The following is a 19,238-nucleotide window of genomic DNA, read 5'->3' as shown; positions in this document are numbered from 1 at the left end:
AGCTCTCGATACCTCGGCGGACGCCACCCGCCCGGTCGGCGTCGCTTCCGATGTTCAGGGCCGTGACACACCGTAACGTACGACCGGAAGCGGACAACTAGCTACTCCCGAACTATTCGGTGGTTTAAGAGTCGTCTCCGAACACCTGCGACAGCACGCTCGCGGTCACGATCCGGAGGTGCTCCGACACGGTCGACTTGGCCAGGTCGAGGTCGGCCGCGATCTCGTCGGCCGAGGCGCCGTCCGGATCGAAGTACCTCTCCTCGACCGCGACGGCGGCGACGGTCGCCTGCCGCTCAGTCACCCCGGAGAGGTCGACCGGGGCCACGTCCGGGCGTCCGTCGGTCGCGTCCCGGTCGACGAGGATCTGCCGGACCTCCGCCGCGCCGAACGCGTTGACGATCGCCTGCAGCTCACCGTACCCGGTCAGCACGAACGTGGCGAGCAGCTCGCCGTCGTCGATCCGCGCCTCGCGGGGCGACACCGGGAAGCTGGCGAACGCGGGCGGAAACCCGTGGCACGCGCAGGCGCCGCACTCGTCGCCGTCGCGCTCGCCGGCGTCGGCCTCGCCTGGGACGGACCCGGCAGACTCATCGGGCTCGCGGTCGCGAGCCGTGGAGAGGTCGTAGCGCCCGTGGGTCTCGCCGGCGAACTCCAGCAGCTCCAGTTCGCTCGGCGGGTCGGCCGGGGGCTCGTCCGCGACGAAGTCCACGCGCTCGTCGACGGGATCGACCCGGACGTCTCGCAGGGCGGTCCGTTCCGACAGCGCGGCCACGGGACAGCGATCGCAGGTGGCGGCCGCCAACTGGACCTGGATCGTGTCGGTCACGGTGGTTGCGCGTACGGCGGGGACGTCAAAAAAATTGGAGTCCGTTCGCTCGGCGCGCCGGTCACCGGCGAGGGAACGCTTAAAAGCGTCCGGCCGGAACGGAGGGGTATGCCGACCTTCGAACTGAACCTCTCGGACGACGTCTACGCGGAGTTCCAGCAGCTCGCCGACCAGGAGTTCGTCTCCGAGGAACAGGCCGCTGAGGACCTGATCGCCTCAGGCATCGAGGCGTACAACGTGAGCGTCGTCGACGACGAACCGCGCGACGAGATGCTCGACGGCGCGGAGAACAACATGTTCGACACCGCCGAGGACCCCGGTAGCCTCGAAGACGACCGGCTGTAGGCGCCCCCGTTTTTCCGCCGCTCCCGTTCCCGTCAGTAGCCCAGTCTCAGCGCCCGGTTCGCGAGCAGCGTGACCAGCCCGAGCGCCATCACGCCCGCGAGCAGGCCGAACGCGGCCCCCCACCCCGCGACCTCGGAGAGGGACCCGACGACGACGCTGCCGGACGCACCGAGCACCATGTAGGCCGTCCGGACGAGACCGAAGCCGGCGCCGCGCTCCGCGTCCGACAGCAGGTCCATGAACCGCGACTGGACGGGCGCGCCCCACGACATCGCGACGCCGACGAGGCAGACGGCCGCGACGGTCGGCCCGAGCCCGAGGTCGAACCGCGCCGTCGCGACGAGGAGCCCGTAGCCGACGATCCCCGCGCTCATCGTGCCCATGGCCGTCACGTCCCGCCCGAATCGGTCGGAGAGCGAGCCCGTGACCGGCTGGGTCCCGCCGTGAACGAGGAAGTACAGCGAGAACAGCAGCGCCGACAGCGCGGTCGAGAGGCCGCTCCCGACGTCGAGGAACGTCGGGAGGAAGGAGGCGGTCGCCTGCCACGTGAACGCGCCCATCGTCGCCAGCGCGGTCGTGTAGAGGATCGGCGGCCGCGAGAGCAGTTCGACGAGGGACCCGAGCTCGAACCGCTCGCGCATCGCCTGGCCGGGGCGGACCGGTTCGGTGGGGCGCACCCGCCACGCGAACAGGGCGAACACGGGCACCGCGACGGCGACGCCGAGGAGGATCCCGGCGCGCCAGCCGTACCGGGAGCCGACGAGCGCGGCGAGCGGCGGCGCGGCGAGCCCGGCGATCGGTCCGCCGGCGACGTGGACGCCGATGGCCCGACCGATGTCGTCGAACTGCTTGGCGAGGAACGTCGTCGCCACCGAGTAGTGGAGCCCGGCGCCCGCGCCGAGGGCCACGGTGAACAGCATGAAGACGGCGATCGACGGCGAGACGGCGATGAGGAGGGAGGCGACCGCGGTGGCGCCGACCGCGGTCAGAATGACGGCGCGCTCTCCGTACCGATCGCCGAGCACCCCGGAGGGGAACTGCGCCAGCGCGTACGCCAGCCACATCCCGGAGAGCGCGAGGCCGACCGTCGCGTTCGTCACGCCGAACCGCGCCGTGATCTGCGGGACCAGCGGGCTGATCGCCAGCCGCGCGACCATCGTCGCGGTGAACGCGAGCGTGCAGAGGGCGAGCGCCGTGTGCCGGTACCGCCAGTTCACGGGCACCGTTCTCGACCGGGGTCAAAGCGGGTTGCGATCGCGGCCAGTCGGGCCGAGTGCGGTGTGGGACCGGTCGTCGGGCGGCCCCGCCGTCCGCGTCGATCGCGGCCCCGCCGACCCGACCACCGGGCCCCCTCAGACCTCGAACGCGATCGGGTACTCGGTGAGGTTCTCGTACCCGTCCTCGGTGACGACGACGAGGTCCTCGATCCGGACGCCGCCGACGTCGGGGTCGTACAGCCCCGGCTCGACGGTGATCACGTGGCCGGGCTCCAGCTCGCCGCCGCCGCTCGCGAGGCGGGGCGACTCGTGGACGTCGAGGCCGATCCCGTGGCCCGTCGAGTGGATGAACCCCGTTTCGGTCTCGGGGTCGGTGCGGAACGTCGGCTCGCCGGCCTCCTCGTACACCTCGCAGGCCGCGGCGTGGACGTCCTCGCCGGTCGCGCCCGGCTCGACCGCGTCGAGCGCGGCGCCGAGCGCGCGCTCGGTGAGGTCGTACCGCTCGCGGAGCGCGGCCGGCGGCTCGCCGACGCAGAACGTCCGGGTCATGTCGGCGTTGTACTTCGTCGCCTTCGACCGCGGGAAAATATCGATGATAATCGCCTCGTTCGCCCGTAGCGGACCCGACCCCCGGTCGTGGGGATCGGCCGCCTGCGCGCCGCCGGCGACTATCGTCTCGTCGAGCGCGCAGCCGTGACGGAGCAGGGTCACCTCGATCTCCTCGGCGACGCGCTCGCTGGTGAGCGGCTCGCCGTCCGCGAGCAGGAGCGCCCCGGGCTCGGCGTCGCCGTCGGCGGGCGCGTCCTCGCCGGCGACCTCCGCGCTCGCCAGCAGCTCCTCGGCGGCGCGCATCGCCGCCTCGTTCGCCCGCTGCGCGTCGCGGATCGCGTCGACCTCCTCGTCGGTCTTCACGGCTCGGACCTCGACGAGGAGATCGTCGCCGTCGACCGCGACGTCGACGCCGCGCTCGCGCATCGCGTCGGCGGTGCCCACCGGGCCGCGGGGCGGCATCGACACCGACTCGACGCCTTTGTCGCGAACGAACTCGGCGTACATGTCGTACCGCTCCTCGCGGCCGCCGTACTCGTAGTCGTAGTCGGCGTGGCGCTCGACGGTGTCGGCGGCGGCCTCCGCCTTCGCTCGCCCGTACTCCAGCCCGGAGACGAGCACGTGGACCTCGCCGTCGGCGTACAGCGTCAGGAACGGGTCCGGGCCGGTGAACCCGGAGAGGTACAGCTGGTTCGCGTCCTCCTGTGACGCGTCGAGCAGGTACCCGTCCGTGTCGACGGCGGAGAGCGTCTCTTCGAGGCGTGTCCGGTTCATACGCGAGGTGCTCGGGCGAGGCCCAAATCGGTTGCCCTCGCGGAACGTCGGCTGGGCGGCGATCCGCAGTCTGTCACGAAATATCTATATAGTAGCGATCGCCGACTCGGCGAGTCGAGACCGACGCCGACGAACAGAGCCGGTATACCCGCTAATAGCGGCGTAACGCCGTTCGAGATCCCCTCTTCCGTTGATTTTCAGAACCGAAATCAACGCGAACATTTAAATTCGTTCGGTCCTTATCCGTTAGTGAGGAAAACAACCGAGACGCGTCTCTCGGTCCCCTCGTTCCCTCCATTTGAACCAACCAATGAGCGAAAACGTTCGAACGTACACGGCGGAGCACGTCGACGACGAGGAGGAGACCGAGTCGTCCGAGGAGGAACTGCGATGTCCCGAGTGCGGCGGCCAGCTCGCGACCGACACGGAGCACGGCGAGACTGTCTGTGTCGACTGCGGGCTCGTCGTCGAGGAGGACGAGATCGACCGCGGGCCGGAGTGGCGCGCGTTCGACTCCAAGGAGAAGGACAGCAAGTCGCGCGTCGGCGCCCCGACGACGAACATGATGCACGACAAGGGGCTCTCGACGAACATCGGCTGGCAGGACAAAGACGCCTACGGGAAGTCCCTCTCCAGCCGGCAGCGCGAGAAGATGCAGCGGCTCCGCACCTGGAACGAGCGGTTCCGCACCCGCGACTCCAAGGAACGGAACCTGAAGCAGGCGCTCGGCGAGATCGACCGGATGGCCTCGGCGCTCGGCCTCCCGGACAACGTCCGCGAGACCGCCTCCGTCATCTACCGCCGCGCGCTCGACGAGGACCTCCTGCCGGGCCGCTCCATCGAGGGCGTCTCGACCGCGTCGCTGTACGCGGCCGCCCGGCAGGCGGGCACGCCGCGCTCGCTCGACGAGATCGCGGCCGTCTCCCGCGTCGAGAAGGACGAGATCGCCCGGACGTACCGCTACGTCGTCCGCGAGCTCAAGCTGGAGATCCAGCCCGCGGACCCCGAGAGCTACGTCCCGCGGTTCGCGAGCGACCTCGGCCTCTCCGACGAGGCCGAGCGCCGCGCTCGGTCGCTGCTCGACACCGCGAAGTCGCAGGGGATCCACTCCGGTAAGTCGCCGGTCGGTCTCGCGGCCGCCGCCGTCTACGCCGCCTCCCTGCTGGTCAACGAGAAGGTGACGCAGAGCGAGGTCAGCGACGTGGCGAACATCAGCGAGGTCACCATCCGGAACCGCTACCACGAGCTGTTGGAGGCCGAGGACGGCGTCGCGCTGAACTGAACCGACCCGTCGACGCCCGCCGTTTTTCCGAACGCACAAACCCTCGCGGGCCGAGCGGCGCGTATGGAGACCACCCGTCACTTCACCGCGACGACGTACGTCGTCAACGACGGCGCGACCGCGCTCCACGCCCACGACCGGCTCGGTATCCGGCTCCCGCCGGGCGGCCACGTCGACCGCGACGAGCTGCCCCACGAAGCGGCGCTCCGCGAGGTCCGCGAGGAGACCGGCCTACGCGCCGAACTGGTCGCGACCGAGTCGGCGGTCGAGGGGCCGAACACGCGCGGCCTCCCGGAGCCGGCCCACCTCATGCTCCACGACATCAACGTCCACGAGGACGGGTCGGTGGGCCACCAGCACGTCGATCACCTCTACTTCGCCCGCGTCGACTCCCGCGAGATCGCGCCGGGCGGCGACGACGAGGTCGACCCGGACGCGTGGCGCTGGTACGACCCGGCAGAGTTGGCCGCGAGCGACCTGCAGCCGGACGTGATCGAGCTCGGTCGCGAGGCGATCGCGGCCGTCGACGACGCGTAGTCGGGCGACGGCTCGACGAGCCGCGGGCCCGAGAGACCGCCGGTCCGCGCGGGGGTCGACCGCCGCGGATCCCCGTTCGATCGGCGTCAGACGGTCGTCTCACGGTCCGGAAGGTATTTGGGTCGTTGCAGGCGACATGAACCAAGATGGACGCAGAGCGACGATCGGAGATCACCGGGTGGGACGCCCGCGAGTTCTCGGGCGGGTTCGCCGAGCTCGGGGGCCTCGTCGACCGCGGGTTCTCCGGCGCGGTGACGGACGGCACGGCGTGGCTGTTCGTGTTCGAGGGGCGCGTCGTCGGGGCGGCCGACGGCGACCTGGACGACTTCGCGGAGGCCTCGGGCACCCTGTACGAGGCCCCCGAGGGGGTCCTTCCGGTCCTATTCGCCATGCAGGAGCGGGGCGGCGAGCCGCGGGCGCAGTACTACACGAACGACACCCCGCTCTCGGAGGCGGACCGCAAGCTCTCGCAGGGCGGGTTCACCGGCTACGTCGAGCTGTCGGAGAACGTGCTCTCGGGCGACTACTACGTCACGTACACGGCGGGCGAGTCGATGGCCGCCGCCTACGTCGGCAACTCACGGCGGCTGGAGACGGGCGAGCAGGCGTTCTCGCTGGCCGACGACGAGGTCGGCATCTACACGGTCTACGAGGTCGACCTGGACGTCCGCGAGATCCCCGCCGGGGACGACGCGGAACCCGCCGTTTCCGGGGCCGCCCCCGCGGACGACGAGGAGCCGGACGTCGCGGCGGGCGAGGGCCAGTCGGCGGGATCGTCGAACGCGGCGGGCCTCGAAGTCGACCCGAACCGGGACGACGCCGCATCCGACGACGCGTCCGACGACCCCGCCGACGCCGAAGCGGACGGTGTCGACCGGGACCCCGGGCGACCCGGGGTCGCCGGGAGCGGGGCGACGGACGAGAGCCGCGATATCCCCGGCGCTCGGGCCGAGACCGAATCCAGCGACGGCGACCGTCCGTCGCCCGAAGACGTGGACGGGGCGGCGATCGACGTCGACGCCGGCACGGACGAGGCGGCGGCGGACCCCGAAGACGCGGGCGAGACTGACGGACCCGACGACAGCGAGCCCCCCGCCGCGACCGCTGTCTCGATCGACTCGGACCGGTCCGAGGGCGAACCCCACCCGAACGACGACGTGTTCTCCGAGGAGGAGCAGTGGCGCGAGCAGAAGTCGATCCCCGCGTTGGACCCGTCCGAGGCGAGCGACCCGCCGGACGGCCGAAACGGTAGCGAGGAGGATTCCGCCCGCGGCTCCCGACAGTCCCGGGGGTCGAACGGCGCCGCGCGCCGCGAGGGGGCAGAGCGGGCCGGGCAGTCCACGGACGACGACTCGCCGGAGCCGCGGTCGACCGACGAGGCTGGCTCGAACCGGACCGCCGTGTCGCAGCGCTCGCGGGGCTCAGGCGGGTCGCGCGACGACGGGCGGCGGCAGGAGCGGCTCCGGCAGCTCGAGAGCGCACTGGAGGAGTCCGAGCGGGAGCGCGAGTCGCTAGCGGCGGAGTTAGAGGAGGTCGCCGCGGATCGGAACGAGTTGGAGGGGGCGCGCGACGAGCTGGCCGCCGAGGTCGACCGCTTGGAGTCGGAGCTCTCGGCGCTCCGCGATGAGCGCGACCGGCTGGCCGACGAGCTCGCCGCGGCCCGCGACCGGCTCCCCGAGAGCGACCGCTCGCTCTCGCCCGCGGAGGCGCGGAGCGGGACGAACCTCTTCGTCAGGTACGATTCCAAGGGCGGCGCAACGCTGGAGGACGCGCACGACGGGGCGGTCGACCGCGAGGCGCTCCGCGAGAACCTGCGGATCGAGCACCACACGAGCTTCGAGACGGACGGGCTCGCGGTCGACGGGCGGCCGTACGAGGAGTTCCTGCGGGACACGATCGAGTACGGGTTCACCCGGTGGCTCGTCGAGGACCTCCCGTTCGAGGTGAGCGGGACGGGCAACCAGAGCGTCCTCCGCGACCTGTACGACGCGATCCCCGAGATCGACCGCGCGGAGATCGGCGGGTCGGTGTCGATAGCGATCCGGGAGAACGGCGAGGAGACGCGCGAGCAGCGCACCTTCGACCTCGTGTTGCGCGACCGGATGGGGAACCCGCTGTTCGTCGCCGACCTCAACGACAGCCGGGACCCGACCGCCGAGGGGACGCTGGAGTCGCTCGTGGGCAACGGCCGCGACATCGCCGAGTCGAACGACTCGTTCGCGGCGGCGTTCGCGGTGACGGAGAGCTTCTTCGAGCCGGGCGCGTTAGAGACCGCGAGCGACGCGGTCGGCGGCGGGCTGTTCAGTCGGTCGAAGCGCGCCAGCTTCGTGAAGCTCTCGCGCAAGCAGGGGTATCACCTCTGTCTGGTCGAGGCCCGCGACGGCGGCTTCCACATGACGGTCCCCGACCTGTAGCGCGGTCGCGTTCGCGGCGGAAATCGGCGACCGGTGAGACCGAACGGAGAGCGGGAGGGAACGGAGAGCGGGAGGGACGAACGCTGGCGGGCGATCGCGAGGGACCGACGACGGGCGATCGTGTTCGTGGCGCGCGACAGTAGTCGCTGCGGTGACCCGAGATCAAAACGCAGACTCGCGGCCGGCGGTGCGTACGAACGGAGGCGGTCAGTTCTCGAGTTCGGCGGCGTCGTCGATCCGCATGGAGCCGAGCTTCTCGACCGTCTCGTCGAGCTTCTCGTCGAGTTCGTCGACGAACTCGTGGGTCCGTTCGGTGGTGATGGCGCCCTGGCTGGACGGCTCGATGAGGTTCTCCTCCTCGAGCACGCGCAGCGAGTAGCGGACCTTGTGGTGGGGGTAGCCGGTCTCGTTCGACATCTTCACGATGCCGATCGGCTCGTTCTCGATGACCATCCGCAGGACCTGGAGGTGTCGTTCCAGCATGTCTACCTCCTTCTCTAGTCGATCTATCATGGCACATGTTAACTCGTCATGCCCCGGTTTAAAAGTTGCTGTCGGCGGCCGCCCCCGGGTCGCTCGATCCCACGATTTGACGTGGCAGTAGTTAACGTGTTCGATCGCTTCGACCCCGACGACGTCCGCGAATCGGCCGCACACCTCGACCGCGACTGGCGCCCCGATCGAGTGAGTTCGGGGATCGATCACACGAACGGGCATATCTCTCTCGACCACGGTGTCGAGTGATCCACAATCGTGGGGTGATCGCGTCCACGGACCGTAATCTGTTTTACCCCCCGGCCGGAACCCTCGGGCCGTATGACACTCACCATCGTCGGCTCCCAGCTGGGTGACGAGGGCAAGGGCGCGCTCGTCGACCGGTGGGGAGGGGACGCGGACGTCGTAGTCCGTTATCAGGGCGGCGACAACGCCGGCCACACCGTCGTCGAGGGGGGCGCGGAGTACAAGCTGTCGCTGGTACCGAGCGGCGCCGTCCGGGGCACGGTCGGCGTCCTCGGCAACGGCTGCGTCGTCAACCCGCGCACGCTGTTCACCGAGATCGACGACCTGCGCGAGCGCGGGCTCGACCCCGACGTGCGGGTCGCCCGCCGGGCGCACGTCATCATGCCGTACCACCGCGTCCTGGACGGGATCGAAGAGGAGGTCAAGGCCGACGACGACGCCGGCGACGAGGTCGGCACGACCGGTCGCGGCATCGGCCCGACGTACGAGGACAAGGCCGGACGCCGCGGGATCCGGGTCGCCGACCTGCTCGACCCAGACGTGCTCCGCGAGAAGCTCGAGTACGCCGTCCCGCAGAAGCGGGCGCTCGTCGAGGACGTGTACGGGCTCGAGATCGACAACGACGACGACCGCGCCGAGGCGTTCGACGTCGACGCCCTCCACGAGGAGTTCACGCGGATCGGCGAGCGCCTCGCCGACGAGGGGATGACCGTCAACTGCTCCGATTACCTCCACCGCCGCCACGAGGCCGGCGACGAGATCCTCTTCGAGGGCGCGCAGGGCACGCACATCGACGTCGACCACGGCAACTACCCGTTCGTCACCTCCTCGAACCCGACCGCCGGCGCCGCCGCGGTCGGATCCGGGCTCGGGGTCACGAAAGTCGGCGCCGGCGAGGTCGTCGGCATCGTGAAGGCGTACCTCTCGCGGGTCGGCGAGGGGCCGATGCCGACCGAGCTCGACGGCGACGCCGACGAGGAGGCGCTCGCCGACGACATCCGCGAGAAGGGCGGGGAGTTCGGCACGGTGACTGGTCGCCCGCGCCGGATCGGCTGGCTCGACCTCCCGATGCTCCGCCACGCCGCGCGCGTCTCCGGGTTCACGGGGCTCGCGGTCAACCACGTCGACGTGCTCGCCGGGCTCGACGAGCTGAAGGTGTGTACCGGCTACGAGCTGGACAGCGAGGCGCAAGGCGCCTCTGGCAGCCGGACGCAGTCCGGCGACGGCGAGGAGATCGACACCGTTCCCACGACGACCGACCGCTGGGAGCGCTGCGAGCCGGTGTTCGCGGAGCTCGACACCTGGGACGAGTTCGATTCGTCCGCCGTCGCCGAGGCGGGCTACGACGCGCTGCCCGAGGCCGCGCGCGAGTACCTAGAGCTCGTCGCCGACGAGACCGACACGCCCGTCTACGCCGTCGGCGTCGGTCCCGACCGCGAGGAGACGGTCGAGCTGACGAACCCGTTCGAGGAGTAAGCGACTCGGCGGTTGTCTTTTAAACTGATCCGTCGCTACGCCTGCGGGTCGATATCCGTCGCTACGCCTGCGGGTCGATATCCGTCGCTACGCCTGCGGGTCGATATCCGTCGCTACGCCTGCGGGTCGATATCCGTCGCTACGTCTGCGGATCGATATCGTTCAGCGCGCGCACGTCCTCCTCCGTCAGCGACAGCTCCGCGGCCGCGACGTTCGATTCGAGGTGCTCGACGCTCGACGTGCCCGGGATCGGGAGCGTCACGTCCGAGTGCTCCAGCAGCCACGCGAGCGCGACCTGTCGACGAGTGGCGTCGCGACGGTCGCCCACCTCGTCGAGCGCGCCCGCGACGCCCGCCTCGTCGACCGTGTACATCGGTCCCCACGGGATGAACCCGACGCCGTGGTCCTCGCAGGCGCGGAGCACGTCCTCGTCGTCGCGGTGGCCGACGTTGTAGCGGTTCTGTACCGTCGCGACGTCGACGATCTCCATCGCGGTCTCCAACTGCTCGACGGTGACGTTCGAGAGGCCGACGTGGGCGATCTGCCCGGCGTCCTTCATCTCCGCGAACGCGTGGACCGACGCCTCGAAGTCGGTGTCCGGGTCGGGGCGGTGATACTGGTAGAGGTCGATGGTGTCGGTTCCGAGCCGGTCGAGGCTACACAGCACCTGATTCTTCAGGAAGTCCGGATCGCCGTGGGGGAGCCAGTCGCCTTCGCGGTTGCGGAGCAGTCCGGCCTTCGAGGCGACGACGGCGTCTACGGGGTCGCCGAGGGCCTCGCCGATCAGGCGTTCGCTGACGCCCGGGCCGTAGGAGTCGGCGGTGTCGACGAAGTCGACGCCGAGGTCGATCGCTCGCCTGAGGACCCGCTTGGCCTCCCCCTCGTCGGCCGGGCGTCCGATGATGTCCTCGCCCGTGACCCGCATCGCGCCGAAGCCGAGGCGGTTGACGGTCAGTTCGCCGCCGATGTCGAACGTCTCGCTCCGGGTCGTGGTCGCCGGTGACATGGGCGGTCGTACGCGAGCCACGTGCAAAGTCGTGGGGATGGCGGAAGAGGGACGATCTCAGGGAGGGAGATGTCGGTCGTACACGTTTCGGCGGTGACCGACGGCCTCGACGCGAATGAGATCGGCGCTTCGGTCCCACGTAACGATCGCCCGGTAGTCCCCCGCCCGCAGTTTGTAGTACGGGTACCCGGAGAGCGGCTCCAACCGGTGTTCGGTCCACTCGGTCGCCTCGTCGACTTTGTTCAGAAGGCGATCGGCGGCCTGCGGATCGAGGTCGTCGAGGAGAGACAGTGCCGTCTCGGTGTACTCGACGTCAGTCATCCAGCCCAAGTCGCTCGCGGGCCTTCTCGGCCGACACGGTCTCGTCGCGCTCCGCCTGCTCGCGGCTCTCCGCCAGGTCAGATAGCGTTTCCTCGGACAGCGTCACCGACGGGTCAACCCAGTCGCGCAGCGCGTCGCGGATCGCCTCGGACTTGCTCGCGTACCCCCGTCGCTCCCACTCCTCGTCGATCCGGTCTAGGAGGGACTTCGGAACGCGCACGTTGATCTTCTCCATCCGATCGTCACCGGCGTCCGTGTCGGTGCTCATAGCGTGTGATACAGCGGTATCACTGATAAGGGTTCGGGGCACACGGCCCTTGGCCGTCGCGCCGCTCCCGCTCGTCCCTCTTGCGCGCGTCGCTACTAATAAACCGCCCCCGCGTAATCTTACCCTATGGACGCCGAGCGCGAGGTACTCGACGTGTTGGCGCGGAACGCCCGCGAGGACATCGACGACATCGCGGCCCAGACGGGCCTCGACGCCGAGGCGGTAGCGGAGGCCATCGCGTCGCTGGAGGCGGACAACGTGGTCCACGGCTACCAGGCGGTGATCGACTGGGACCGCGTCGACGAGGGGAAGATCCGCGCGGTCGTCGAGATCAACGTCGAACTCGACCGCGAGACCGGCTACGAGGAGGTCGCCGACCGGATCGCGAAGTTCCCGGCCGTCGACGCCCTCCACCTCGTCTCCGGCGACTACGACTTCGCCGTCGAGGTGCTCGGTGAGACGATGCAGGACGTCTCCCGGTTCATCTCCGAGCAGGTCGCGCCCATGCCGGAGGTCACCCAGACGGTGACCCACTACATCATGGAGACGTACAAGGACGGCGGGGTGCGGTTCGAGGACGGCGACGACGACGACCGCCTCTCCGTCTCGCCATGAGGCTGTCGGACCGCGCGCGCGACCTCCCCGAGTCGGGGATCCGGAAGTTCTTCGAGCTCGCGGAGGCGCGCGACGACGTGATATCGCTGGGGGTCGGCGAGCCCGACTTCTCCGCGCCGTGGGCGGCCCGCACCGCCGCGATCGACTCGCTCGAACGGGGGAAGACCTCCTACACGTCGAACAGAGGGATGGCCGCCCTCCGCGAGCGGATCGCGGCCCATCACGAGCGCTACGACCAGCCGTACGACCGGGCCGAAGAGGTGCTCGTCACCACCGGCGCGAGCGAGGCGGTCGACCTGGCCTTCCGCGCCTTGGTCGACCCGGGCGACACGGTCGCGGTCCACGAGCCGACGTACATCTCGTACGGCCCGGGGATCGAGCTGGCGGGCGGCGAGCAGCTGACGGTCCCCACGCGGGCCGAGGACGACTTCGCGCTCACGCGGGCGGCGCTGGAGGCCTCCGGGGCCGCCGCCGCCGACCTCCTCGTGCTGTGTTACCCGAACAACCCGACGGGCGCGACGATGACCGACGAGGAGTACGCCGAGGTCGCCGCCTTCTGCCGCGAGAACGATCTCCGAGTGATCGCCGACGAGATCTACGCCGCGCTCACGTACGGAACCGACCACGCCTCGATCGCCACGCGGCCGGGGATGCGCGAGCGCACCGTCGTCGTCAACGGCTTCTCGAAGGCGTACGCGATGACCGGCCTCCGGCTGGGGTACGCCCTCGGACCGACCGAGGCGATCGACGCGATGAACCGGATCCACCAGTACACGATGCTGTCGGCGCCGACGACGCCCCAGTACGCGGCGATCGAAGCGCTCGACCGCTGCGACGACGAGGTCACGGAGATGGTGAACGAGTACAACCGCCGGCGGCGGCTCGTCGTCTCCCGATTCAACGAGATGGGGCTCGACACGTTCGAGCCCGGCGGCGCCTTCTACGCGTTCCCCGACTGCGGCGGCGACGACGAGGCCTTCGCCGAGGAGCTGCTGGAGGCGCAGGGCGTCGCGGTCGTCCCCGGCTCCGTCTTCGGCGCGGGCGGCGAGGGTCACCTCCGGGTCTCGTACGCGACCTCGATGCGCGAGCTGAAAGAGGCGACCGACCGGATCGCGACGTTCGTCGAGAACCGCTGAGGCGAGTCTCGGCGTTCCGGGGCCGGGACCTCCGTCCGCCGGCCGGTCGTGAACGAACAACTCTTCGCGAATTTCTCAACGTTCGCTAACGATTATCACGGTTTATCCGAATCTACCGATATGGATTTCCAGCTAACGGACGAGCAGAAACAGCTGCGCGAGGAGGTACGGAAGTTCGCGGACGAGGAGATCCGGCCGGTCGCGACCGAGTACGACGTCGACGAGGCGTACCCTCACGAGGTGATGGACAAGGCCGCGGAGATGGGGTTGCTCGCGCCGCACGTCCCGGTCGAGTACGGCGGCGTCGGCTACTCCTCGCTGGAGAACGCGATCCTCACCGAGGAGCTGTTCGCGGCCGACCCCGGGATCGGCCTCTGCGTCTCCAGCGCCGGGTTCGGCGCCGAGGCGCTGATGGAGTTCGGCACGGAGGAACAGAAGGAGCGCGTCCTTCCGGAGGTGACCGCCGGCGACGCGGTGATGGGATCGGCCATCTCGGAGCCGCAGGCGGGCTCGGACGTGACCTCGGTGGCGACGCGCGCCGAGAAGGACGGCGACGAGTGGGTGATCGACGGCTCGAAGATGTGGATCACGAACGGCACCGTCGCCGACTACTTCGTCGTCGTCTGCGAGACGGACCCCGAGATCGACGACCGCTACTCGGGCTACTCGCAGATCCTCGTCGAGGGCGACCGCGACGGGCTCACCCGCGACAAGATCACCGGGAAACTCGGCATCCGCGCGAGCGACACCGCCGAGCTCCGCTTCGACGGCGTCAGGGTGCCGGAGGAGAACCTGATCGGCCAGCGCGGGATGGGATTCCTCCAGCTCATGCAGTTCTTCGACGAGACCCGCACCGCGGTCGCCGCGCAGGGCGTCGGGATCGCCCGCGGCGCGGCCGAGCGCGCGCTGGAGTACGCGCAGGAGCGCGAGCAGTTCGACCGCCCGATCAGCGACTTCCAGGCGATCAAACACAAGCTCGCGGAGATGCACACCAACACCGAGGCCGCCCGCTGGCTCACCTACCGCTCCGCGTGGGCCGTCGACAACGAGGCCGGCGATCTGACCGCGCTCGCGTCGATGGCCAAGGAGTTCGCGTCGCGGGTCGCCGTCGACGTCGCCGACGAGGCGGTCCAGGTCCACGGCGGCGCCGGCTTCGTCAACGACCACGACGTCGAGCGGCTCTACCGCGACGCGAAGATCACCCAGATCTACGAGGGGACCACCGAGATCCAGAAGAACATCGTCGCCCGCGAGCTGCTCGACGAGGGGTTCTGAGCGCCGGCTCGCCGTCGGCCTACTCCTCGCCGTACTCCATCGCGACCGAGTTGATACAGAACCGCTTGCCGGTGGGTTCGGGGCCGTCGTCGAACACGTGGCCCAGGTGGGAGTCGCAGTTCGCGCACCGGACCTCGGTGCGGCGCATCCCGTGGCTCGTGTCGACCGTCGTCGTCACCGACTCCTCCTCGGCGGCGTAGAAGGCGGGCCAGCCGCAGCCGGACTCGTACTTCGTCTCGGCGTCGAAGAGGACGGTCCCGCAGGCCCGACAGCGGTACTCCCCGTCGTCGGGGTGGTGGTCGACGTACTCGCCCGAGAACTTCGCCTCCGTGCCGCTCTCGCGGAGCACGCGGTACTCCTCCTCGGAGAGCCGCTCGCGCCACTCCTCGTCGGTCAGCTCCCGCGGGTCGGGGTCGTCGGTCTCGCTCATACTCCCGATAGGCGCCCCACGGGCAAGGGGGTTGCGGCGGGTCGAGGGGTTCGCGGCGGCCGCGCCCTCGAGCGACCGCGAGCCGCGTCTCGACGGCCGCAAGCCGTATCCCGTCGCCGGTCGATCCACGCACATGGCGCGCGAAGTGACGCACGAAGAGCGGGGACCGGCGATACTCGACGAGTCCGACACGGGCGACGACGACCTGATCTACGTCTGTCGGTGCGGCCTCTCCGACTCGAAGCCGTTCTGCGACGGCTCGCACAACGCGACCGCGGACGAGGCGGAGGGAGTCGTTTATAAGTACGCGAACGACGACGCCGACGGCGAGCGCCGCGAGATCGACGAGGTCGTCTACGCGGAGCGCGCGGAGGAGTGACCGGCGGGGCTCAGATAACGCCCATCGCTCCGAGCCGCTCGGGGAGGTAGGTGTCGGTGACGAAGTCGAGCCCGCGGCTCGCGAGCGACTGCTGTTCGGACTTCTTCCCGATGTCGAGCTGGAGCTCGATCTGTTCCTCCCAGTAGTCCGTCTGGAAGCGCGGGTCCTCCAGCTCCGACTCGAGCGCGTTCACGTCCGAGTCGGAGAGCGGATCGGCCGGGAGGTCGTACTCGACGATGTCCTCGGGCTGGATCCCGACGAACTGCGCCTCCGGCGTCGCGAGGTACTTCGAGAGGTGCGCGGACTTGATCGAGCCGTACGCCACCGAGCCGTAGATCCGGTATGACCACGGGTCGCCGTCGGCGAAGACGGCGATGGGCACGTCCAGTTCGTCGTGGACGCGCTTCGTGATCCGGCGGGTCGCCCGCGCGGGCTGGCCCTTCAGGTGGATGACGAGGCAGTCGTACTCCTCGTCGAACCCGTTCTCGACGAGCCGGTCGCGCATCCCGCCGGTCTCGACCGCGAGCGCGAAGTCGATGTCGTCGTCGAGGAACTCGATCATGTCGGGGTTGTTCGGGATCTGGTACCCGCCCTCTCCGACGTCCTCCTGGCAGTGGATCTCGCGCTCCCCGCGCCGGGTCTGCTCGCGGATCTCCAGCGGCCCCATCAGCGTCGCGCCCGACTCCTCCGGGCGCATGTGGAAGTCCTCGCGGGTGACCCCCGTGACGATCTCCAAGTCCTCCACGAGGTCGTTCGACTCGTCCTGCGACTTGAACTGCGCCTCGTCGTTGTCCCACGACTCCGAGAGGTAGTACAGCTCCCGCAGCGTCGAGGAGCGCCCCTCGTCGAGCTGGTTCGCGAGGAACTCGATCGTGTACGCCGCCTTCAGCAGCTTGCGGGCGCCCCGCACCGAGTTGGCGCTGCGCGTCGACGTGCGGTCGCCGTACGTCCACACGCCGCTCTCCGTGTCGTACTCGATGTTGCTCTTCGTCCGCGTCGGCAGCTGAAGTTCCGGGATCTTGCCGCCCGCGAACTGGTCGTAGAAGTCCGCGGCCAGGTCGATCAGCTCGTCTCGTGCGTCTGTGTCTGTCGTCATTTACGCGTTCACCGTGAGTTTCTCCGTCTCGACGCCGCCGACGCTGACCTCGAACTCGGCGTCCTCGTCGACCGCGTACGTCAGTTCCCGCTCGTCGCCCGAGGGCACCTCGGGCTTCCACTGGACGAACCACTCGCCGTCCATGTCGACCACCGTCCCGTCCGAGGGGTCGGTCGGCTCCGCGGAGACGATGTCGGTGATCTCCAGCCGCTCGTTCACGTCGGAGTGGTTCTCGACGACCAGCGTCACGGTGCCGTCCGACACCTCGCGCTCGACGCTGACGTTGTTCATGATCCGCGCCAGCGCGCCGTCGATGTCGGGGCGCGGCCGGCCCGTGACCTCGGAGACCTTGTCGGCCATCTCCGGGAGGATCTTGCCGAGCACGTCCTGCTTCTCGCGGCGCTGCTGCATCGAGCGCCGCTTGTTGAGGAACGACTTCAGCTCGCGGGCGGCCTCCCGCACGGCGAGCTCGATCTCGTCTTCGATCGCCGGGACGTTCGCGAGCGCGTCCTTCGACTCGCTCGTGAACGGGACGTTCGTGGAGGCGACGTGGATCGATATCACCGCCGGCCCGTTCGGCATCCCCGACCCGCCGGGCTGGTCGAGCCCGTAGTTGCGCCAGCCGATCGACTTGATCACGTCCGTCGTCGCGCAGGCGCCGCGCTGGTAGACGAGCGGGACGCGGTTCGCGAACCGGAGGAGCTCCACCGACCCCTCCGCGGGGATCGACCCGCCGTAGGCGATGCCGGCCTCGACGATGAACGGGTCGCCGCCGTGGACCTCGGCGTCGCGGGTCGCCGCCGCGTAGAAGTCGGCGTCGTACTCCTTGCGCAGCCCCGCCTCGACCAGCTCGGCCGTGATCGGCGCGAGGCAGTCTGTCGGCGGCGCGAGGATGTCCGTCGTCCGCATCGCCTCGAGCAGGTCGGCCGCGGCGTCGCGGTCGGCGGCGATCGACTTCACCTTCGGCGGGTCGTCCGGCACGGTGCGCGCCCGCGACCAGAACGCCTCGACGACGTTCTCGCGGGCGGTCTCGCCGAACGTGGCGTCGTGCTGCTCGGCGACGAAGTTCGCCGCGTCGGCGACGAGCCGCTCCAAGTCGTCGCGGGCGATCCGGAAGGCGTCGCCGTCGAGGTTCAGGAACCGGCGCGTCAGCGCGTCCGCCATCGCCTGCACGGCGGCGTCGTCCTTCCGCGTCGAGGTCGCCTCGTCGACGAGCGCGTACGCGTCGGCGACGAGGGGGGATTCCGTCTCCACTCCGTCGTCCTCGCCGTCACCGGCCGCGTCTCCCGCGGCGGCCCCGACCGCGTCGCCGTCGGCGTCGACGCCGGTGATCGCCCGCCACGCCGCGTCGACGGCGTTCTCGCGGACGGTCCCGCCGAACGTCTTGGCGGTGTCCTCCTCGACGCCGTCGGCGACGTTGCCGACGATCGTCGCGAGCTCGGAGCGCGAGAGGCGGTCGTTGCCCGCGACCGTCTCGGCGACGCCCTCGGCGAAGGCGGTCGTCGCCGCCTTCCCCTTGTTGGCGACCGCGTCGCTCACCGCGGCCGCGACGTCGCCGTCGTCGTGCGCGCGCGGCGGCGTCCACGAGAGCTCGCGCCCGAAGTAGACGTCACGGAAGTTGTCGATGACGCTGTCCGCGGTCTTCTTGCCGACCCGCGTGAACTCCTCTTGGAGGAACCCGGAGACGGAGTACGACTCGGTCGCCTCCAGCATCTTGATCAGCGCGCCGAGCTCGACCCCGTGCGGGTGCGGGCGGATCTCCTTCGTCTCCGCCGGCAGCTCGTCGGTCGCGCGCTCGAACTTCATCGGCTCGTCGAGCCCCGGCTCTCGCAGCTCGATCCGGGCGTGGGGGTTGACGACCGCGGTGTGTTTCACGTAGTCGTGGAGCTGCCCGCGGGCGCGCATGTTCGCCTCCATCTCCAGCTCGATGCGGGTGCCGTGGGGGCGGTCCCACGTCGCCTCCTCGTCCGCCTTGATCTCCGGCTCGTTCGTGTCCGTGTCGATGATGAGCTCGAAGTACTGCGCCCGCGACTGCCCCTTCGGACGCGAGGTGATCTTCGCGGGCTGGCCCGATGTCAGCTGCGAGTACAGCACCGCCGCGGAGATCCCGATCCCCTGCTGTCCCCGGTTCTGCTCGCGCTTGTGAAACCGCGACCCGTACAGCAGCTTCCCGAACACCTTCGGGAGCTGCTCTTTCGTGATGCCCGGCCCGTTGTCCTCGATGACGAGCCGGTAGTAGTCGCCCACCTCCTCGATCTCGATGTAGATGTCGGGGAGGACGCCGGCCTCCTCGGTCGCGTCGAGGGCGTTGTCGACCGCCTCCTTGACGGCGGTGACGAGCCCGCGGGCGCCCGAGTCGAACCCGAGCATGTGCTTGTTCTTCTCGAAGAACTCGGCGATGGAGATCTCGCGCTGGCCCTCGGCCAGCTCCTCCGCGATCCCCTCCTCGTCGCCGATCGTCGACTGGAAGGACGTCATTCGGTACCCCTCCCTTCCACCGAGGCACCTAAAAACGCACCGCCGGCGCGGTGAAAGTGGATCCCGGCGT

20 protein-coding genes are annotated in these 19,238 nt (G+C 69.8%); 10 read left to right on the top strand and 10 right to left on the bottom strand.

The features are described 5' to 3' along the window. Positions 1-124: 124 nt before the first annotated feature. Positions 125-829 carry a helix-turn-helix domain-containing protein gene (locus B4V04_RS02535; protein ID WP_498228883.1) on the bottom strand — a complete coding sequence of 235 codons (705 nt, stop codon included), beginning with the start codon at positions 827-829 and terminating at the stop codon, positions 125-127. A 108-nt stretch (positions 830-937) separates the two neighbouring features. Between B4V04_RS02535 and B4V04_RS02530 the strand changes: the two genes are divergently transcribed. Continuing rightward, positions 938-1,174 carry a DUF7120 family protein gene (locus tag B4V04_RS02530; RefSeq protein WP_092566076.1) on the top strand — a complete coding sequence of 79 codons (237 nt, stop codon included), beginning with the start codon at positions 938-940 and terminating at the stop codon, positions 1,172-1,174. Between the two features lie 32 nt (positions 1,175-1,206). Here the strand turns inward: B4V04_RS02530 and B4V04_RS02525 are convergent, their stop codons facing one another. Together B4V04_RS02525 and B4V04_RS02520 are read right to left on the bottom strand one after the other, a co-directional pair. After that, entirely contained in the window at positions 1,207-2,391 is a 1,185-nt protein-coding gene (locus B4V04_RS02525; RefSeq protein ID WP_498229935.1) for an MFS transporter, read from the bottom strand. A gap of 135 nt (positions 2,392-2,526) precedes the next feature. Next, positions 2,527-3,714: a M24 family metallopeptidase gene (locus B4V04_RS02520; protein ID WP_498228881.1), complete on the bottom strand. Its 1,188-nt coding sequence runs from the start codon at positions 3,712-3,714 to the stop codon at positions 2,527-2,529. A gap of 310 nt (positions 3,715-4,024) precedes the next feature. Between B4V04_RS02520 and B4V04_RS02515 the strand changes: the two genes are divergently transcribed. The 3 genes from B4V04_RS02515 to B4V04_RS02505 all read left to right on the top strand — a co-directional run bounded on the left by B4V04_RS02515 (position 4,025) and on the right by B4V04_RS02505 (position 7,947). Further along, complete coding sequence (locus B4V04_RS02515; RefSeq protein WP_498228880.1) at positions 4,025-4,996, top strand: transcription initiation factor IIB; 972 nt, start codon at positions 4,025-4,027, stop codon at positions 4,994-4,996. A gap of 63 nt (positions 4,997-5,059) precedes the next feature. Then, positions 5,060-5,533 (top strand): NUDIX hydrolase, encoded by a 474-nt coding sequence (locus B4V04_RS02510; RefSeq protein WP_498228878.1) that lies wholly within the window; start codon positions 5,060-5,062, stop codon positions 5,531-5,533. Positions 5,534-5,679: 146 nt separating this feature from the next. Then, on the top strand, positions 5,680-7,947 hold the full coding sequence (locus B4V04_RS02505) for a DUF7527 domain-containing protein (protein WP_498228876.1): 2,268 nt from the start codon (positions 5,680-5,682) through the stop codon (positions 7,945-7,947). A gap of 207 nt (positions 7,948-8,154) precedes the next feature. Here the strand turns inward: B4V04_RS02505 and B4V04_RS02500 are convergent, their stop codons facing one another. Then, on the bottom strand, positions 8,155-8,460 hold the full coding sequence (locus tag B4V04_RS02500; RefSeq protein ID WP_004595838.1) for a hypothetical protein: 306 nt from the start codon (positions 8,458-8,460) through the stop codon (positions 8,155-8,157). An 81-nt stretch (positions 8,461-8,541) separates the two neighbouring features. Between B4V04_RS02500 and B4V04_RS02495 the strand changes: the two genes are divergently transcribed. Together B4V04_RS02495 and B4V04_RS02490 are read left to right on the top strand one after the other, a co-directional pair. After that, positions 8,542-8,691, top strand: coding sequence for a hypothetical protein (locus tag B4V04_RS02495; protein WP_498228874.1), 150 nt, complete (start codon positions 8,542-8,544; stop codon positions 8,689-8,691). 72 nt (positions 8,692-8,763) lie between these two features. After that, positions 8,764-10,164: an adenylosuccinate synthase gene (locus tag B4V04_RS02490; protein WP_498228872.1), complete on the top strand. Its 1,401-nt coding sequence runs from the start codon at positions 8,764-8,766 to the stop codon at positions 10,162-10,164. Between the two features lie 139 nt (positions 10,165-10,303). On the opposite strand, the gene B4V04_RS02485 is transcribed toward B4V04_RS02490, so the two are convergent. The 3 genes from B4V04_RS02485 to B4V04_RS02475 are packed head-to-tail and all read right to left on the bottom strand — an operon-like array spanning position 10,304 to position 11,759. Continuing rightward, a complete protein-coding gene (locus tag B4V04_RS02485) occupies positions 10,304-11,170 on the bottom strand; it encodes an aldo/keto reductase (RefSeq protein WP_498228870.1) in 867 nt (288 codons plus the stop codon). Positions 11,171-11,227: 57 nt separating this feature from the next. Next, positions 11,228-11,491 carry a type II toxin-antitoxin system RelE family toxin gene (locus B4V04_RS02480; RefSeq protein ID WP_498228868.1) on the bottom strand — a complete coding sequence of 88 codons (264 nt, stop codon included), beginning with the start codon at positions 11,489-11,491 and terminating at the stop codon, positions 11,228-11,230. Continuing rightward, complete coding sequence (locus B4V04_RS02475; protein ID WP_498228866.1) at positions 11,484-11,759, bottom strand: ribbon-helix-helix domain-containing protein; 276 nt, start codon at positions 11,757-11,759, stop codon at positions 11,484-11,486. The genes B4V04_RS02480 and B4V04_RS02475 overlap by 8 nt, the downstream gene beginning before the upstream one ends. A gap of 126 nt (positions 11,760-11,885) precedes the next feature. Here B4V04_RS02475 and B4V04_RS02470 point away from each other — a divergent pair, with 126 nt between their 5' ends. The 3 genes from B4V04_RS02470 (at position 11,886) to B4V04_RS02460 (ending at position 14,785) form a co-directional block, all read left to right on the top strand. Then, positions 11,886-12,374, top strand: a complete 489-nt coding sequence (locus B4V04_RS02470; protein ID WP_498228864.1) for an Lrp/AsnC family transcriptional regulator — start codon at positions 11,886-11,888, stop codon at positions 12,372-12,374. Continuing rightward, positions 12,371-13,510 (top strand): pyridoxal phosphate-dependent aminotransferase, encoded by a 1,140-nt coding sequence (locus B4V04_RS02465; protein ID WP_498228862.1) that lies wholly within the window; start codon positions 12,371-12,373, stop codon positions 13,508-13,510. The genes B4V04_RS02470 and B4V04_RS02465 overlap by 4 nt, the downstream gene beginning before the upstream one ends. 120 nt (positions 13,511-13,630) lie before the next feature. Next, complete coding sequence (locus tag B4V04_RS02460; RefSeq protein ID WP_498228861.1) at positions 13,631-14,785, top strand: acyl-CoA dehydrogenase family protein; 1,155 nt, start codon at positions 13,631-13,633, stop codon at positions 14,783-14,785. A 19-nt stretch (positions 14,786-14,804) separates the two neighbouring features. On the opposite strand, the gene msrB is transcribed toward B4V04_RS02460, so the two are convergent. Beyond that, complete coding sequence (msrB, locus tag B4V04_RS02455) at positions 14,805-15,215, bottom strand: peptide-methionine (R)-S-oxide reductase MsrB (RefSeq protein WP_498228860.1); 411 nt, start codon at positions 15,213-15,215, stop codon at positions 14,805-14,807. A 133-nt stretch (positions 15,216-15,348) separates the two neighbouring features. Between msrB and B4V04_RS02450 the strand changes: the two genes are divergently transcribed. Next, positions 15,349-15,594 (top strand): CDGSH iron-sulfur domain-containing protein, encoded by a 246-nt coding sequence (locus B4V04_RS02450; protein WP_498228859.1) that lies wholly within the window; start codon positions 15,349-15,351, stop codon positions 15,592-15,594. Between the two features lie 10 nt (positions 15,595-15,604). On the opposite strand, the gene B4V04_RS02445 is transcribed toward B4V04_RS02450, so the two are convergent. Beyond that, the gene (locus tag B4V04_RS02445; RefSeq protein WP_144798816.1) at positions 15,605-16,690 is read right to left on the bottom strand and encodes a DNA topoisomerase IV subunit A; all 1,086 of its coding nucleotides are present in this window, start codon (positions 16,688-16,690) and stop codon (positions 15,605-15,607) included. Then, entirely contained in the window at positions 16,691-19,168 is a 2,478-nt protein-coding gene (locus tag B4V04_RS02440; RefSeq protein ID WP_498228858.1) for a DNA topoisomerase VI subunit B, read from the bottom strand. Positions 19,169-19,238: the final 70 nt, after the last annotated feature.

Source organism: Halorubrum sp. B52 (assembly GCF_059752555.1).
This window is presented reverse-complemented; position numbering and strand designations above follow the sequence as displayed.

Bases quoted from the DNA above. Each gene is read 5' to 3' on its own strand.
- B4V04_RS02475 (WP_498228866.1), bottom strand. From the start codon at position 11,759: ATGAGCACCGACACGGACGCCGGTGACGATCGGATGGAGAAGATCAAC.
- B4V04_RS02490 (WP_498228872.1), top strand. From the start codon at position 8,764: ATGACACTCACCATCGTCGGCTCCCAGCTGGGTGACGAGGGCAAGGGC.
- msrB (WP_498228860.1), bottom strand. From the start codon at position 15,215: ATGAGCGAGACCGACGACCCCGACCCGCGGGAGCTGACCGACGAGGAG.
- B4V04_RS02460 (WP_498228861.1), top strand. From the start codon at position 13,631: ATGGATTTCCAGCTAACGGACGAGCAGAAACAGCTGCGCGAGGAGGTA.
- B4V04_RS02515 (WP_498228880.1), top strand. From the start codon at position 4,025: ATGAGCGAAAACGTTCGAACGTACACGGCGGAGCACGTCGACGACGAG.
- B4V04_RS02480 (WP_498228868.1), bottom strand. From the start codon at position 11,491: ATGACTGACGTCGAGTACACCGAGACGGCACTGTCTCTCCTCGACGAC.
- B4V04_RS02450 (WP_498228859.1), top strand. From the start codon at position 15,349: ATGGCGCGCGAAGTGACGCACGAAGAGCGGGGACCGGCGATACTCGAC.
- B4V04_RS02440 (WP_498228858.1), bottom strand. From the start codon at position 19,168: ATGACGTCCTTCCAGTCGACGATCGGCGACGAGGAGGGGATCGCGGAG.
- B4V04_RS02445 (WP_144798816.1), bottom strand. From the start codon at position 16,690: ATGACGACAGACACAGACGCACGAGACGAGCTGATCGACCTGGCCGCG.
- B4V04_RS02520 (WP_498228881.1), bottom strand. From the start codon at position 3,714: ATGAACCGGACACGCCTCGAAGAGACGCTCTCCGCCGTCGACACGGAC.
- B4V04_RS02530 (WP_092566076.1), top strand. From the start codon at position 938: ATGCCGACCTTCGAACTGAACCTCTCGGACGACGTCTACGCGGAGTTC.
- B4V04_RS02510 (WP_498228878.1), top strand. From the start codon at position 5,060: ATGGAGACCACCCGTCACTTCACCGCGACGACGTACGTCGTCAACGAC.
- B4V04_RS02485 (WP_498228870.1), bottom strand. From the start codon at position 11,170: ATGTCACCGGCGACCACGACCCGGAGCGAGACGTTCGACATCGGCGGC.
- B4V04_RS02500 (WP_004595838.1), bottom strand. From the start codon at position 8,460: ATGATAGATCGACTAGAGAAGGAGGTAGACATGCTGGAACGACACCTC.
- B4V04_RS02505 (WP_498228876.1), top strand. From the start codon at position 5,680: ATGGACGCAGAGCGACGATCGGAGATCACCGGGTGGGACGCCCGCGAG.
- B4V04_RS02465 (WP_498228862.1), top strand. From the start codon at position 12,371: ATGAGGCTGTCGGACCGCGCGCGCGACCTCCCCGAGTCGGGGATCCGG.
- B4V04_RS02470 (WP_498228864.1), top strand. From the start codon at position 11,886: ATGGACGCCGAGCGCGAGGTACTCGACGTGTTGGCGCGGAACGCCCGC.